The sequence below is a fragment of the Aminobacter sp. Piv2-1 genome (genome assembly GCF_037625995.1).
Taxonomy (GTDB): domain Bacteria; phylum Pseudomonadota; class Alphaproteobacteria; order Rhizobiales; family Rhizobiaceae; genus Aminobacter.
Window position 1 is genome coordinate 148,983 of sequence record NZ_JARKMU010000011.1, and the last position, 15,611, is coordinate 164,593.

Here is a 15,611-nt window from a genome sequence, read left to right on the forward strand (position 1 = left end):
CTGTCACAGCCTCTTTTCGACCAGCACTTCGACGCGGCGGTTGAGCGCGCGGCCTTCGCGCGTGGCGTCGTCGGCGACCGGATCGGTGGCGGCGCGTCCCTCCGATTTGACGCGCTCGGCGGGCACGCCGTTGTGGACGAGGAGATCGGCGATGGTCTCGGCGCGCGCCTCCGACAGGCGCTGATTGGTCGACAGCGGATTGCTGCGCTGGAGCGGGATGCCGTCGGTATGGCCGACGACCGTGACGTTGCCGATCAGTTCCTGGTTGTCGAGGATCACCTTGGCGACCGAGGCGATGAGCGGCTGGAAGCCGTCGGTCAGTTCGGCGCGCGACGACTGGAACAGCTCGGGATTGGTGGCCTGGATGACCAGCTTGGCGAGCGAGACGCTTTCGGTTCCGCTCAGCGCAGGGCGCAGCCCTTCCGGAGCCGCCGCCTGGAATTCGGGCAAGAGCGCGAAGTCGACCTTTTCCACCGGCGGCGCCTCGGCCTGCGGCGTCGACCGCAGCAGCTCGGCGCGCTCGGCCGGCGGTAGCGCCCGCACCAGCGCCGACAGCTGCAGCGCCTGGTTGCTCAGCGACATCTGCAGCGCGACGTAGATCCCGGTCGCCACGACCGCCGCCAAGGCGGCCATCACCCAGATCGGCACGGTGAAGCGCTGCGGCTCGTCGGCGGCGACCACGCCCCGCCAGTTCGGCGAGAGCGGCGCATCGGCGGCGTCCGCGTCGCGCAGGAAGCGCGCGGCGGCGACGCGCACGGCATTCAGCGAGCGGTCGCCGGCCCTCCCGGGTACGCGGTACTTGCCGCGGAAGCCGAGCGCCATGCAGAGATACTGCAGTTCCAGCATCTCCCTGTCGCGGTTCGGATGGCGCTCGAGCTCCTCCAGCCGCGAGAAGAACTGCGCCCCGGCATCGACGTCGCCGCGCAGCATCACCACCAGCGGCTGGCGCGGCCAGGCGCTTGTCCCGCCCCAGGGCGTATTGAGTGCGAGGTCGTCGAGCAGGGCCGCGACCGACCAGGCCGCCTGGTCGGCCCGGTCCAGCGAAGATCCGCCGGCCACTGCCGTGTCGCGCGCCCGCACCAGTTCCTCTTGCAGGCGCGTCCTCAGCGCCTCGGGATTGTCGGGCGGCAGCGCGCTCTCCAGCTCCGGTGCGAATTCGAGCAGCGCGGAGAATGCATTGACCAGCTTGTTGGGGTGGTTCCGCAGCCGCCTGGCAGGCGCGGATGCAGCAGGCACGGCGGCGGCACGCGGCATCGGCGTGGCGACCATGCGTATCCTGGTTCGCTCGCGATCCTCCGACAGGCCGAAAGGATCGTCCTGGCTCATCGCGTCACCTGTTCACCGAATAGCAGTCGACCTCGGGTTCGCTGGGCAGCACGCCGGAAACCCCAATGACGAAGCCCGGCGCGTTGAGCAGCGAGGCCCAGTGCTCGCTGCGCTGGTCCAGTTCGAGGCACAGCCGGTCGCCGTCATAGGGGATCTCGCGCGGCTGCGAATGCAGGGGCTTGAGCGGAATGCCGGGCAGGCGCGACTTCCACAGCCCCTCGAAATCCCCGGCCGCGCCCACCGTCGCCTGGTTGACGAAGATCTTGCGCAGCGCGTCTTCGGAAAGCTCCGACCCGACCCGGATGACGATGCGGCTGGACACCAGGAGCTTCGGATTGTCGATGCGCACTTTCCACACGTTGGTGGAGTGCCGCATCACGGGCAGGGCGCGCGACTTGGGCTCGACATAGCGCAGGCTGAGGATCAGCGAGCGCAGGGTCTCGGCCAGCGCCAGGTAGGCCGGTCCGGGCGCCATGTGGTCGTAGGCGGGCAGTTCCGCCAGGCGTCGCGAACTCGACCCGAAGGTGGCCATCGAGCCCGCCAGGCCCGCCAGCTCCATGAAGAGGTCGGCCGGGTGGAAGATGTCCTGCGCCAGCATGTGCGCCAGCCGCGGTCGGGCGGCGTTGGCGAGATGCAGCATCATCAGGTCTTCGACGCTGCGGCCAGGCCCGCCGAGCACCATCTTGGCATGCGCCTCGGCGATCTGGTCGAGCCCGGTGATGACCTCCAGCAGCAGTTGCGCATACCAGGCGACCGCCCCCGTCGCGAGAGTCGGCGGCAGGAACGTTTCGTCTATGGCAACGCCGCCGTCGGCCCTCAGTCCCCGGACCTCGGTCACCGGCAGCGCCGTGTAGCCGCCGACCGACTTGCCGGGCGGCAAAAGCAGCGCCTCCGGCCTGGCGATCTCGATCTCCTCGGGATCGGCCCCTCCCTGCACCGCATCGCGGACGGTGACGATCCGCCCGCGATAGCGCGCGCCGGACGTCTCCGTATGCGCCGGGTCGAAGCCGACCCCGCCCGGCGGCTCCAGCGGCAGCGCGACGAGCACAGGGCCGACGCCCATCTCGGCGGTGATGGCGAGCGGCCGCGGCGGATCCATCGTCTCGGGTATGGCGAAGGGCGTGCCGTCCGGGAAGATGCCGCGCGCGGTCAGCACCGCGACCTGCCCGGCTTCCAGCAGGGCAGGGTCGAGCGTCAGCGAACGGAAGCCGAAGGTGTGGAGCTGCCCGGCCTGGAGGGCGCCGCGCACCGTCGTTTCGAAGAAACGGTCCTGCTGCTGGAAATGCTGCGTCCTGAGGAACAGCCCTTCGGACCACAGAACCCTGTTTGCGTCGGTCATGCGGCAACTCTCTGCATCGACAATCCCACGTCTCCGGCTAGGCCGAAATGCCTCCCTTGCCGAGCGTCACGGGTATCGTGAGCGTCGACCCGGGCGACACCGACTTCGTCGTCCGCCATGTCCGGCCGGTGGGCTCGCGGACGAGCGCGACGAAGCCCAGCGCCGTCGCCTCCGGCTCGACCGTGATCGTCTTCGAGGCCGGCTTGCCGGGCCCCACCGCGATCTGGTCGGAGCCGAGCAGGTCGCCGGCAAGCGCCGCGGCGGCGTCGCCCTGGAGGGCGAAATAGTCGGCCGAATTGAATTTTCCGGTGCTCTTCAGGCGCAGGACGAGAACCGTCACGGGCCGGTCGCTGCCGTCGGGCCCGGGGTTCATGCCGGCTTGGCCGCTCATGTTGATGGTGACCGTGGAAGGCTTGGGCGGCCCGCTTTGGCAGGCGGCCACCAGTCCGGTGGCACCGAGGGCAAGAATGAAGTCGCGCCGGTCGATCATGCGTCACTCCTCTTCATAGGCGTTGCGGAAATCGGCGCCGATTTCGCCCATGAAGCGGGTTTCCGCGCTCACGGCGATCTCGCGATGGCGTTTCTTGTAGAGCTCCCAGAGCTTGGCGCCGCGCCCGCCGGCAAGCAGCGTCTCCAGCGACGAACTCGACTTCAGCTCCTCCTCGAGCGCGGCCGGGTCGAAGCGGTCGATCATCCGCCGCAGCGCGCCCTGCAGGCCGCGCCAGGCCCGCACATGGTGGTGGGCGAGGTCGCGGACGGCGTCCTGGATCGCCGCATCGCCGTTGAGGAAGCCGGCGCTGCGCTCGGCCAGGATGGTGGCAAGCGCGTCGTCGACGGTGGGCAGGAATTTCAGCGGATTGACCTCGGAGGCACCCACGACCGTCTGCTCGAGGCGGGCATTGCCCTTCTCCTCGGCCCGCTTGCGCAGGAGCTGCATCAGCCCTTCCATCATCATGCGGTACTGCCGGCCGAGCCTCTCCATCTCGGCGACCGGATCGCGGTCGGAGGCTTCCGCGTCGTCCAGGCCCATGCCGCGCATGAAGGCGGCCCGCAGCTCCAAATCGGACGGGGCGGCGTGTGCCTGCGGCCGGCCCGGTTTTGGCTGCGGCGCACGAGCCGGCGGACTTGGCGCGGCCGGTTGCACCGGCAAGTCCCATGGCGCCGGTGAGGGCGACCTTGCCGCGGGTGCGCGTCGCTCTTCCGGGCGAGCGGCGGGCGTTGCCGGCTCCATGGCGAACCCGTCGTCGAACTCTGCCGGAGAAGGCGCCGGACGGGACGGCGCCGCCGCCATGCCAGTGTCCGGCGCGAAGGGATCGGAGAATGTCGACGTGGCGCTCCGCTCGTCGACGCCCTTTGTCGAAGCGGGCGTCGGCACGGGATCGAGGCTGAACGGATCGTCGAAGGCGGGCGGAGTTCTTTCCGCTGCGTCGCTTCGCTCATAGGCCCGGAAGGCGCCGGCCTCGGGCTGCTCGAACGGGTTGGGCAGGTCTGCAGGGCGCGGCGTCGGAGGCGCTTCCTCGGTCGTTGCCGCGAAGAAGTCGTCGCTGCCGATGCCGACAGGCGCGCGCGACGGCGTGGGCGCGGGCGGCGCGGCGCGAGCGGGGGCGGGTTGGCCTGCCGCTTCGCCCACCTGCATCTCGACCCACAGCACATAGTCGCCGAGCCTCAGCCGCATGCCGTTCTTCAGCCGCATGCTGTTGCCCGCGCCCAGCGGGCTGCCCGCATTGTCGACGAACAAGCCGCTGCTCGACGTGTCGGTGACGAGATAGCCGTCCCTGTCCGCCGTGATCTTGCAGTGGGCGCGCGAGACGAACATGTCGGGATCTTCGATCTGCCAGTCCGCATCGGGACTGCGACCTATCACCAGTTCCCCCTTGTCCAGCCGGGTCTGGCGCACAGCCTGTGCGCGCGGTCCCTGCTCAAGCGTGAGGAGCAAGCTCATGCCCCGACTCCCGCCACTTCGGGACGCCAGCCGACGATCGTCCGCAGGCGCATGTCGTCAGCATCTTCCCTTTCCTGCCCAGGCGCAAGCCACGCCGTTCGGCCGAGCCGCGCCGCCCCGATCCGCGCCGCCGGCACCTCGTCGCGCGCCAGCACGATCCTCAGGTCGACGTCGAGCGTCTCGCCGATCAGGTCGCGTATCGCCCGTTTCAGCAGCCCGAGCCGTGCGCCGCCCGGCAGGAACTCCAGATAGGTAGCGAGCCCGAGCGGGCCGATGCGCAATTCGACCCTGCTTTGCCGGCTGAAGCTGCGCGGTCCGATGGTGGCGCCTCGTCCGAGCGCGGCATGCTGGCCGCCGAGCCGCGTCTGCAGCGCGCGCGGCACCGGCAGCCAGGCCGCGACGAACTCCTTGAGCCGGACCGGCACGTTGAAGGCCTCGGCGATGAACAGGGTGAGGCGCTCGGGCCCGTCCACCTGGCAGGCCAGCGATGCGGCCTGGCGCAGCTTCACCGCATCCAGTTCCGGCGCTTCCGCATTGCCGGTGCCGGGCAGGCCGATTCCGGCCATGGCTTCGAGCATCGCGCGCACCCGCCCGGCCACCGGGCGCTCGACCTGCACGCCCGGATGGGCGTCCGCCCAGGCCCGGTAGTAGAGCGCGATCATGCGGTGCTGCAGCAGGTTGACGAAATCGACGAAGGTCGTGTCGCTGGTCTGGTGCGCATCCTGCCCCGCGAACCAGCGCTGCGACAGCCGGTCGAGGACCCAGCGCGTGATGTGCAGCGGCAGCGGCCCCTCCGGGCCGAGCAGCCCGAGATTGGCGACGGTGACGCGGGCGGGGGCGTCCTCGCTTTCCGCGCGGAACGCCACCACGTCCTGGGTGGCAAATCCGAGCCGGATGTGCTGGCCCAGGCGCGCCGGCTCGCGCTCCGGCCGCCCGGAATGGCCGAACAGCCGGCCGCTCTGCGCCTCGAGACGCCGCAGCAGCTCGAAGAAGTCGTAGCGTTCCGAAAGCGGCAGGCCCGCGCCTAGATCAGGAAGCGGTTGCCGGGCGTCATCGGCCATGGCACGTCCTCCTGCTTCTGAAGCAACCGCGTGCGGGTCCGCACGAACCCGTTGATGCCCGAGTGCCGGGCAAACAGCCGCGCCAGCAGCGCCGAGAGCAAAAGGCTGCTTTGGCCGCTCTGCGCCTCGAGACGCCGCAGCAGCTCGAAGAAGTCGTAGCGTTCCGAAAGCGGCAGGCCCGCGCCTAGATCAGGAAGCGGTTGCCGGGCGTCATCGGCCATGGCACGTCCTCCTGCTTCTGAAGCAACCGCGTGCGGGTCCGCACGAACCCGTTGATGCCCGAGTGCCGGGCAAACAGCCGCGCCAGCAGCGCCGAGAGCAAAAGGCTGCTTTGGCCGGAAAGCACCGACTGGTCGACCTGCAGCGTCACCTCGGTGCCGCGGCCGAAGCACATCGGGCCTTCGATCGGCAGCCGCTCGATCACCGGGCGCGACTCGATGCGGACGATCGAGCGCACGTGCCGCGCCATCCCGGGATCGCCGCGGTCGGCATAGAGGTCGAGCAGAGCGTGCAGCGGGTCGACCCCGCGGCCCTCCTTGGCGAGGCTGAGGAAATTCAGCGACAGTTGCGCCACCAGCCGCCAGGCAAGCTCGTCGGCTCGCGATTCCCCGTCCGCCCCGGCCGGTAGCGCTGCCGGTATCGACGGCTGCGGCGCGCGCAGGGCGCCAAGCAGCCTGACCGCCTCGACGGGGTCGCCGCTTTCCAGCGTCAGCGACGGCGTGTCGTCGAGGATCGGCAGGTCGCGGTTGGTGCACAGCGCATTGACCTCGATGCGCCTGAGCGGACGGTTGGCGGTGCTTGCTGCCGGGCGCGAGATCGACAAAAAGACGTCGTCCCCGAGATAGGAGGTGCGGGTCACGCCTTCGCGCCGCTCGTCCTCGGTGGGGCGGCGCGGCCGCCGCTCGGTGGCATAGACCCAGCCGCTGCCGCGGTTCTGCCCGAGGCTGAACAGGGCAGGGATCTCCGCATCGGGACCCTCGCTCTCCGCATCCGCGACCCGGGTGACGCGATAGATCTCGAAATCCCGCGGACGCGTCCGGTCGGCGTAGAGCACCTGCCGCGTCCTGCGGGCGTCGAGCTCGATGACGTTGCACTCGCGCTCGAACAGGTTGATCAGCGGCGTCGCGAACAGCTCGAAGTCGGTCGGCGCCAGATCGGCGAGTTCCGGCACCGGGCGGCGCAGGAACAGCACGATCTCCAGGCCGGCGTCGCAGTTGCGGACCACTGGCTGCAGCCCCTGCACGCGCAGATAGTGGAAGCGCTCGGGCATCATGAAATATTCGCGCAGCAGCCGGTAGCCCTCGAAGGTCGGGCGCGTGCGCGGCATCAGCGCTTCCCCGTCGCCGATGCCTGCCATCTCCGGCGCCGGCAGCGGCGTAAGCTTGCTGGTCTTGCCCGCGGGGCGGGCGGCCATGCCGGCTGAAGCGCCGAAGATCGTGTCGAACAGCAGCGGCGCCTTGGTGCGCCCGGCGAGGTGCAGATCGAGCCGGTCGAGCGCCAGTTCGCCGAGCTTGCCCTTGCCCGCCCGTCCGATGGCGATGCGGATCGCCGCTTCGCCACCCATGCCTGCAACAGGAGCCAGCCCGGCCGTCGCCAGCGCGCTGCGGTCCTGGAAATAGCCGACCGACGCAATCTCGATCGGCCACAGCGTCACGTCCTGCACCGTCGTGAACGTACAGCGCGTCGAAAGCCCCGGCTGCAGGCTCGACACCAGCCGCGTCCCGCGGCTGACGAGGTGGCCGGCATTCATCGTCTGGATCTGCTGTCCGGGCTTGAGCACCGCCATCGCCGTCGCCGGCGCCGGCGCGACCAGGTCCGGATAGAGCACTTCGATGATGCTGCGGGCGAAGCGCGAGCGTTCGGCGTCGACCTTCAGCCGGGTGCGGGCGGCCAGGAAGGCGACGCCGTCGAGCAGCCGTTCGACATAGGGGTCGGGGCAGGGCACGGTGTCGAGCGAGAGGTTGCGCGCCACCGTCGGATGCATGTCGGCGAATTCTGCGGCCAATGCGCGGATGTGGGTCAGTTCCTCCTCGTAATATTCCAGGAAGATCCGATCCATGGTCAGGCTTCCTTGAAGTCCGTGCGCGCCACGCCGTTGTCGAGGTTGATCGTGGTCCGCAGCCTGAGGCGCTCGGGCGTCGGCGTCATGATGAGCACGGCGTCGATCTCGATCTTGAGACCCGTCCTGTCGCCGAGATTGACCGTCACCTTGGTAGCGCTCTCCTTGAGGCGCGGCTCGAATGTGGCGAGCACAGCGCGGATCTCGCGCGCCAGCGACTCGCGGTCGAAATCGCGCGACGAGCGACCGGAGAAGGAGGGCACGCCGTAGTTGACCACGCTTCGGCGCACTTCCGGGAAGTCCTCGAGCGTCGGCGGCAGGCCGGCCGACTGCTCCAGCTCATAGTCGGTGAGCAGCGGGTGGGCCTCGAAGCGCTCGGTATTGAAGAGCGCTTCGATGTCGCGCCGCACAGCCTCGCGCAGCACGCGCGCCGACACCACCACGCCGCGGCTTTCGAGCTCGGCGCGATGCCGGTTCTGGACGATCAGGCGGTGCAGGCGGCGCTTCTGCTCGGCTGTCAGCTCCGCATCGGCGTCTATCGCCCGTGCCCCGGCGGTCATCAGCCCGTCGAGGCGCTCGGCGCCCAGTTCGTCCTGCAATGCCCGCTGCAGAGCGTCGATCTCCGAGGCGAGCCCCGGGATGTCGTTCAGCAGGCGATCCCACAGAGACGGCTGGACCGCCTCCCGTTTGGCCCGCGGGCTTGCTGTGGTCTGCGCTGTATCGGTACCGTGACGGCGGGCATGCTCACTTGCCGACATGGACATCCATTTCGACCTCATGCTTGTCGTCATAGTTGAACTTGATGGACTTGTAGGCGAACGCCACCTTGTCCTCGATCACGTCCGGCTCGTCTACGCTCGGACGCATGTAGTAGGTCACCACGGAGGCATCGGTCAGGGTGACCACCAGGTAGTCGCTCGTTTCGCCCTCGATGGTGCGCCGGCAGGAGAACACCACCTCGTCCATCAGCGTGTTGTCGAACAGCGCCTTCTGCAGGTAGGGCGACGCCATGTCGTAGTGCTTGGTGAACTCGATCATGCCGAGCGCCACGCGGCCGCGCCGCGACAGCGAGTTCGGATCGTGCGGCGCGACCATGCTGTAGTCGACGCCGTAGATTTCGATCTCCTCCTCATGTCCGTCGCGCACGCTCGGGCCGGGGATGTCCGGGACTTTCAGGAAACCGTCTATTCTGGTTCTGATCTCAGGCATTTCGCTCTCCGTGGCTCAAGGACAAAATCAGGACTTGACCGAAGGCAGCTCCGAAACGAGGCGGAGCGAAGCGTTGATCCCTTCCAGTTGGTAATGCGGGCGCAGGTAGAAGCGGGCGTTGTAGTAGCCGGGCCGCCCCTCGACGCTGTCGACCTGGACTTCCGCCGCGGCCAGCGGCCGCTTGGCGCGGGCCTTGTCGTCGGCGAAGGCGGGGTTGGCCAGCACGTAGCGGTTGATCCACTCCGTCAGCCAGATCTGCATGTCGGAGCGTTCCTTGAACGAGCCGATCTTGTCGCGCGCGATCGCCTTCAGATAGTGGGCGAAGCGCGAGACCGGGAACAGATAGGGCAGGTTGGCGCTCAGCCGCTCGTTCGACTGGGCGTCCGGATCGACCAGCCGGCCTGCCCTGGTCTCATCGTCCTGCAGCGAATGGGCGCCGATGAAGGCCGCGATGTCGGTGTTCTTGCGGTGCAGGATCGGCATCAGCCCGAGCTTGGCGAGCTCCGCCTCGCGCCGGTCGTCGATCGCCACTTCGGTCGGGCATTTCATCGCCACCGTGCCGTCGTCGGTCGGGAAGCTGTGCACCGGCAGGTTGATCACCGCGCCGCCGTTCTCGACGCCGCGGATCTGGGTGCCCCAGCCGAACAGCTTGTGGCTGCGGTTGATGTTGACGCCCATCGGGAAGGCGGCGTTCATCCAGACATATCTGTGGTGGTCGCCCTGCACCTCCTCCTCGAAGGCGAAGCCCTTCACCGGCACCGTCTCCGAGCCATAGGGCAGGCGGGCCAGCACGCGCGGCATGGCCAGCCCGATGTAGCGCGCGTCCTCGCTTTCGCGCAGCGACTGCCACGACGCATAGGCCGGGTTGGAGACGATCTGCTGCAGGTCCTGCGGGTTCGGCAGCTCCTGCCAGCTGTCCATGCGGAACAGGCGCGGCGAGGCGGCCGCGATCAACGGCGTGTGCGCCGAGGCGCAGATGCCCGAGATGTTGCGCAACAGGCTGACGTCGCGGGGGTGGTTGGAGAACTCGTAGGCGCCGATCAGGCAGCCGAACGGCTCGCCGCCGAACATCGAGTATTCGTCCGTATAGACCTTCTTGAAGATCGGGCTCTGGTCCCACATCTGGCCTTCGTAGTCCTCGAGCGTGTCGGCCAGTTGCTCCTTGGAGATGTTCATCACCCGGATCTTCAGCTTCTGGTCGGTCTCGGTGTTGTTGACCAGGTACCAGAGGCCGCGCCAGGTGCCCTCCATCTCGCGCACTTCCGGCGCATGCAGGATCTCGTTCACCTGCTCCGACAGCATCTTGTCGATGCCGGCGATCAGCGACTTGATCGACTTGATCGCGTTCGACGAGATCGTCGTCGTCTCGGAGCGCGACTTGGCGGCGAGCGCCAGGTTGCGCACCAGCTGCTGCAGCTTCTCGCTGTCGTCCTTCTTGACCTTGAAGTCCTTTTCGAGGAGTTCGCCGAATTCGCCCAGGTCGACGGCCTCGGCCTCGGCGACGGTTGCGACTTTCTGCTGCTCGGCCATGGTTCAGCCCTCGACCTTGTCTTCGCCGGCCACGGCCTGGCTGGCGATCTGTCCCAGAAGCGGTTCGTTGTTCAGGAGCTGGGCGATGCGCTTTTCGGCATCCACGCGGCCGTCCATGAAGCCCAGCAATTCAACGAGTTGGCGGCGCATCTTGAGAATTTCCGCCAGTTGCGGCACCTGCTCGGCGACCTTGTCGGGAGCGAAGTCGCCCATGCTGGCGAAGCTCAGGTCGACCGCCAGCTCCTCGTCCGTCGCCTGGCCCTCGGCGACTGGCAGGGTGTTCTTCACCCGCGCCTTCACCCGTGGCCCCAGCGCTTCCATGAATTTCGGGAACCGGTTGGCGTCGGTCTCGACGAAGCTCCGATCCTGGATCGACTTCATCGCTTCCCTGGTCTGCGACGCTCCGGAGAGATCGGCCATCACGCCCATGACGAACGGCAGTTCGATCGTGGTCGGGCTGCCGTAGGTCTCCACGTCGTAGGCAATCTGCACGCGCGGTGCACGATTGCGCTCGATGACCTTTGCTTTGCTTTCGGCTGGCATGCTTGGCTACCTTTCATCCTTCTGGGGCGTCTTCTTCGTGTCCGGAACCCCGGCCAGCAGCCGGAACTCCTTCAGCCCGGAGGGGGCCAGATCTTCCATCAGCTCGACGAAATCCATCGGCACCATCCTGCGCACGCGCCGCGCCAGATGCGGGATCGGGCTCGACGGTTCGGTTCGGTCGTAGAACGAGATGACGAGGTCGAGGCACTTGACCACGTCGTCGCGGGAATTGATCCGCTCCGGCAGCACCGCCGCTCCCGCCTGGACGGCTGCCGGCGCATGGTCGCGGCCGTTGCCGACCGGGGGCGGGGTCGCCTCGGCGCCGGCGGGGGCTGTCTGCGCCGCCGACACGCGTTCGAGCGTGGCCAGTGCACGTTCCAGGAAGCGCGACAGCGACGGCACGGCGGGCCCCGTCGCCTCGACGCGGGCGTTGAAAGCCTTGTCGAGTTCCTCCAGCGCCGCTCGCGCGGCCCGCAGCTCCGCCACCACCCGGTCCAGTTCCGCCGGACCCTGGTCCCTTTGTGCCGCGCAGGCGCTGCGCACCCGTGCCAGAAGCTGCTCATGGGCGGTCGCAAGTGCTGCCCTTTCGCCGCCGCTCAGACCTTGTGCCGCCTCCTGCAGCATCACCCGCTCGTCGATTGCTGCCTGCTCGAGGTCGCGGCCGCTCACCGGGCCGACGCCGCGCGGGGCGAACAGCTTCATGCGGCGCAGGTTTCCCAACAGCCCGTCCTGGGCATTCTGCAGGTCGAGCAGCACGTTGACGCGTCTCAGCGCCGCGTCGCGCGGCGTACCCGCCGGCCGCAGGGCAGGGTGCATGGTCTCCCAGTGCTGTTCGAAGCTCCGCGCGATCAGCGTCAGGCCTTCGGCGAGACCGGGAAAACCCTCTTCGTTGGCGAGCGCGCGGGTGACGATGATGAGCAGCCGCAGGTCGCGGCCATGCGGACGGAGTTCGTCGGCCTTGCGCAGGACGGCCGGCCAGTCGACCGGCACGGCGACTTCCGCCGAGGGCTTGTTGTTGGCGTCGTGAACGACTTCGGCGGCGGGCTCGGTCAGCCGCTCCAGCTCATGGAAGCGGGGATCGTTGCGCAAATCTTCTCCCGACGGATTCGCACCGTCCAGCGGGCTAAGCCAGAGAGCAAGATCAACCACGCATCCCCCCACGCCAGTACTCGAAGGTCGGAAGTCGCCGGTATTGTCACTCGGTCTTGGTTTATCACAATTCAGTGCGTGCTCAAAGCTGGGCGAGACCATGGCTTAAGCGATGGTGACCGGCAAGGCGCGAATTGTTCCGGTTCCGCCCGAAGCAGCTAAGCCCCGGCACCGCTTTGTAAACTTCCGTTTTGTGTGGCAAGCTGTCGGCAACGCAGTCCGGCCATCGGAGCAGTCCCATGGAACAAAGGGGCATGCAGCAGCGCAGGGCATCGCAGGGCGTCAAGCGCAAGGAACTCGTCGGCAAGCTGAACCCCACATGCGTGCGCGCCTTCAAGGCCGCCGCCGACACCGCGAAGCTCCGCGGCAACCCCTATGTCGAGCTCGTCCACTTCATCGAGCAGCTGGTCCTGTCGGACCGCTCCGACATGCAGATGATCCTGCGCGACGCGGGCGTCGACGCCGCACGACTGGCCGCCGACATGACGCGCGCCGTCGACAAGCTGCCTTATGGCGCGACCTCGATCGAGGAGTTCTCCGACCACATCTTCCATGCCATCCAGGAGGCGTGGAGCCTCGCCACGCTCGAATTCGGCACCGAGGAGGTGCGCAGCGCCCACATCCTGCTCGCCTGCCTCAGGACACCGGTGCTGGAAGGGCTGGTGTCGAAGATCAGCGCCGAGTTCGACAAGGTCGATGCCGACGCCGTCATCGGCCGCTTCGGCGAGGTTATGGAGGGTTCGATCGAGGCCGGCGCGCCGGTCGCTGCGCCTGCCTCCGAGACGCCGCGGCGTGGCGTGCCGGGCGGCGATTCCGCACTTGCCAAATACGCCACGGACCTCACCCAGCGCGCCAGGGACGGCAAGATCGATCCCGTGGTCGGCCGCGATCCCGAAATCCGCCAGATCGTCGACATCCTGATGCGGCGGCGCCAGAACAACCCGATCCTCACCGGCGAGGCGGGCGTCGGCAAGACCGCCGTGGTCGAGGGCTTCGCCTTGCGCATCGCCGAGGGCGACGTGCCGCCGATGCTCAAGGACGTCAGCGTGCGCATGCTCGACGTCGGGCTGATGCAGGCGGGCGCCAGCGTCAAGGGCGAGTTCGAGAAGCGGCTGAAGGCGGTCATCGACGAGGTGCAGTCGTCCGAGGTGCCGATCATCCTGTTCATCGACGAGGCGCATACGCTGATCGGCGCCGGGGGCGCTGCCGGCACGGGCGATGCCGCCAACCTGCTCAAGCCGGCGCTGGCGCGCGGCGAGCTGCGCACCATCGCCGCCACCACCTGGGCCGAATACAAGCAGCACATCGAAAAGGACCCCGCGCTCACCCGCCGCTTCCAGGTGGTCAAGATCGAGGAGCCCGAGGAGGCCGCCGCCATCCTGATGCTGCGCGGCGTCGCCGGCATGCTGGAGAAGCACCACCAGGTGCAGATCCTCGACGAGGCGATCGAAACCGCCGTCAGGCTGTCGCACCGCTACATTCCCGCCCGCCAACTGCCCGACAAGGCGGTCAGCCTACTGGATACGGCCTGCGCCCGCGTCGCCGTCTCGCAGCACGCCCGGCCGGGCGAGGTCGAGGACCTGATGCGCCGCAAGCAGGCGCTCGAGGTCGAGCAGGGCATCATCGGCCGCGAGGCTGCGATCGGCATAGAGGTCGACGACAGGCGCGCGCGCGTCGAAGCAGGCCTGACCGAGACCGAAACGGCGCTGGCGGCCGCGCAGGTGCGCTGGGACGCCGAGAAGGCGCTCGCCGCCGAAATCCTGGAGCTGCGCGCCCGGCTGCGCGGGCAGGGGGTGGCCTTGGACGCGGCCACAGCCGGGGCATCGGGCGGGATCACGCGGGATACCCCCACCCCTAGCCCCTCCCCACAAGGGGGAGGGGAAGCGGAACCGATTGCGCCCGTTGGAGACGCCACTGGCCAAGCGCTCACTGATCCGCAGACTGTTCTCGAAACCGGTGCTCCGGCCACTACGGCCGCTGGCGACAGTGCCGGGCAGGCGCAAGAGTCCCCCGCCCCCTTGTGGGGAGGGGTTAGGGGTGGGGGTAGCGCCGCTGAAGACGCGCCACCGCCCTCCGACCCCGCAGCCGATCTCGCCCGGCTCAAGCAACTGATGGCGACGCTCGCCGAAGCCCAGGGCGAGGCGCCGCTCATCCTCTTGTCGGTCGACCGCAACGCGGTCGCAGCCGTGGTGCAGGACTGGACCGGCATCCCCACCGGCCGCATGCTGTCGAGCCAGACCGAGAAGGCGCTGCGCCTGGCGCAGACGCTGGCCGAGCGCGTCGTCGGCCAGGACCACGCCATGGAGATGATCGCAAAGCGCGTGCAGACCAGCCGCGCCGGCCTCGGCGCGCCGGAAAAGCCGGTCGGCGTGTTCCTGCTCTGCGGTCCCTCCGGCGTCGGCAAGACCGAGACGGCGCTGGCGCTGGCCGAAACGCTCTATGGCGGCGAGCAGAACCTCATCTCCATCAACATGTCAGAGTTCCAGGAGGCGCACACCGTCTCCACCCTCAAGGGCGCGCCGCCCGGCTATGTCGGCTACGGCAAGGGCGGCATCCTGACCGAGGCGGTCAGGCGACGGCCCTATTCGGTGATCCTGCTCGACGAGGTCGAGAAGGCGCATCCCGACGTGCACGAGATCTTCTTCCAGGTCTTCGACAAGGGCATGATGGACGACAGCGAGGGCCGGCGCATCGACTTCAAGAACGCGCTGATCCTGCTCACCTCCAATGTCGGCTCGGAGGTGATCATGCAGAAGACCAGGAACGGTCAGCTGCGCGAGAAGATCGAGGACCTCGACGCGGCGCTGCGGGCGCCGCTGCTCAAGGTCTTTCCCGCCGCCTTCCTCGGCCGCGTCGTGACAATTCCCTACTACCCGCTGTCGGGCGACATGATCGAAGCGATCACCCGCCACCACTTCGCCAAGATCGCGCGGCGGCTCGCCGCCAGCCACGGCGCCGAGCTGGTCATCGGCGAGGGCGTGATGGAGCTGATCAAGGCACGCTGCACCGAGATCGAATCCGGCGGCCGCATGATCGACGCCCTCCTGACCAACACGCTCTTGCCGGAGTTGAGCCGCGGCGTGCTCAACCGTTCGCTCGACGGCGAAAAGCTCACGCGCGTCACCGTCGGCGCGTCAGATGAGGGGTTCACCTATGAGTTTGGGTAGCGACAGCCAGCGACTCATCCACCCCAACCACCGCCGCTGTCGCCGCGATCGCTGGAGGCTGGAGCCGTTGGAACGATGGGCTTCTTGACCACCTTCTTCTGCACCGGCTGCTGAACGGGCGCCGCCACTTTCTTCACCGGCGCCTTCTTGACCTGGACCGGAGCCGGCTGGACCACGACGGGCTCCTCCGCCTTCATCATCGGGAGACACCCCGCCACCGATACGGCCGCGGTCGCCATGAGCAGCCTGAGGACGAGCGATCGCATTTCGTGTCTCCCTGTCGGTT

Annotated in this window: 13 protein-coding genes and 1 pseudogene; 1 reads left to right on the forward strand and 13 read right to left on the reverse strand. The window is 68.3% G+C overall.

Going from position 1 to position 15,611, the window contains the following annotated elements:
• Positions 1–3 precede the first annotated feature (3 nt).
• The 12 genes and pseudogenes from icmH to tssA all read right to left on the reverse strand — a co-directional run bounded on the left by icmH (position 4) and on the right by tssA (position 12,158).
• A complete protein-coding gene (gene icmH, locus AmiPiv_RS19860) occupies positions 4–1,326 on the reverse strand; it encodes a type IVB secretion system protein IcmH/DotU (RefSeq protein ID WP_340040160.1) in 1,323 nt (440 codons plus the stop codon).
• A 4-nt stretch (positions 1,327–1,330) separates the two neighbouring features.
• Positions 1,331–2,665 (reverse strand): type VI secretion system baseplate subunit TssK, encoded by a 1,335-nt coding sequence (gene tssK / locus AmiPiv_RS19865; RefSeq protein WP_340040161.1) that lies wholly within the window; start codon positions 2,663–2,665, stop codon positions 1,331–1,333.
• Between the two features lie 37 nt (positions 2,666–2,702).
• A complete protein-coding gene (tssJ, locus tag AmiPiv_RS19870; protein WP_340040162.1) occupies positions 2,703–3,155 on the reverse strand; it encodes a type VI secretion system lipoprotein TssJ in 453 nt (150 codons plus the stop codon).
• A gap of 3 nt (positions 3,156–3,158) precedes the next feature.
• On the reverse strand, positions 3,159–4,607 hold the full coding sequence (tagH, locus tag AmiPiv_RS19875) for a type VI secretion system-associated FHA domain protein TagH (RefSeq protein ID WP_340040163.1): 1,449 nt from the start codon (positions 4,605–4,607) through the stop codon (positions 3,159–3,161).
• Positions 4,604–5,668, reverse strand: a complete 1,065-nt coding sequence (gene tssG / locus AmiPiv_RS19880) for a type VI secretion system baseplate subunit TssG (RefSeq protein WP_340040164.1) — start codon at positions 5,666–5,668, stop codon at positions 4,604–4,606. The genes tagH and tssG overlap by 4 nt, the downstream gene beginning before the upstream one ends.
• Positions 5,632–5,787 (reverse strand): annotated as a pseudogene (locus AmiPiv_RS24775) (type VI secretion system baseplate subunit TssF); the annotation flags it as partial. The gene tssG and the pseudogene AmiPiv_RS24775, both read right to left, overlap by 37 nt.
• Before the next feature lie 65 nt (positions 5,788–5,852).
• A complete protein-coding gene (gene tssF / locus AmiPiv_RS19890) occupies positions 5,853–7,727 on the reverse strand; it encodes a type VI secretion system baseplate subunit TssF (protein ID WP_340040168.1) in 1,875 nt (624 codons plus the stop codon).
• 2 nt (positions 7,728–7,729) lie between these two features.
• A complete protein-coding gene (tssE, locus tag AmiPiv_RS19895) occupies positions 7,730–8,485 on the reverse strand; it encodes a type VI secretion system baseplate subunit TssE (protein WP_340040170.1) in 756 nt (251 codons plus the stop codon).
• Entirely contained in the window at positions 8,472–8,936 is a 465-nt protein-coding gene (locus tag AmiPiv_RS19900) for an Hcp family type VI secretion system effector (protein ID WP_340040173.1), read from the reverse strand. Before AmiPiv_RS19900 ends, tssE begins: the two co-directional genes overlap by 14 nt.
• A gap of 27 nt (positions 8,937–8,963) precedes the next feature.
• Positions 8,964–10,466: a type VI secretion system contractile sheath large subunit gene (gene tssC / locus AmiPiv_RS19905; protein ID WP_340040175.1), complete on the reverse strand. Its 1,503-nt coding sequence runs from the start codon at positions 10,464–10,466 to the stop codon at positions 8,964–8,966.
• A 3-nt stretch (positions 10,467–10,469) separates the two neighbouring features.
• Entirely contained in the window at positions 10,470–11,009 is a 540-nt protein-coding gene (tssB, locus tag AmiPiv_RS19910; RefSeq protein WP_340040177.1) for a type VI secretion system contractile sheath small subunit, read from the reverse strand.
• A gap of 6 nt (positions 11,010–11,015) precedes the next feature.
• A complete protein-coding gene (tssA, locus tag AmiPiv_RS19915) occupies positions 11,016–12,158 on the reverse strand; it encodes a type VI secretion system protein TssA (RefSeq protein WP_340040179.1) in 1,143 nt (380 codons plus the stop codon).
• A gap of 254 nt (positions 12,159–12,412) precedes the next feature.
• On the opposite strand from tssA, the gene AmiPiv_RS19920 reads away from it, so the two are divergent.
• A complete protein-coding gene (locus AmiPiv_RS19920; RefSeq protein ID WP_340040218.1) occupies positions 12,413–15,325 on the forward strand; it encodes a type VI secretion system ATPase TssH in 2,913 nt (970 codons plus the stop codon).
• Positions 15,326–15,339: 14 nt separating this feature from the next.
• On the opposite strand, the gene AmiPiv_RS19925 is transcribed toward AmiPiv_RS19920, so the two are convergent.
• Positions 15,340–15,591, reverse strand: coding sequence for a hypothetical protein (locus AmiPiv_RS19925; protein ID WP_340040181.1), 252 nt, complete (start codon positions 15,589–15,591; stop codon positions 15,340–15,342).
• Positions 15,592–15,611 lie beyond the last annotated feature (20 nt).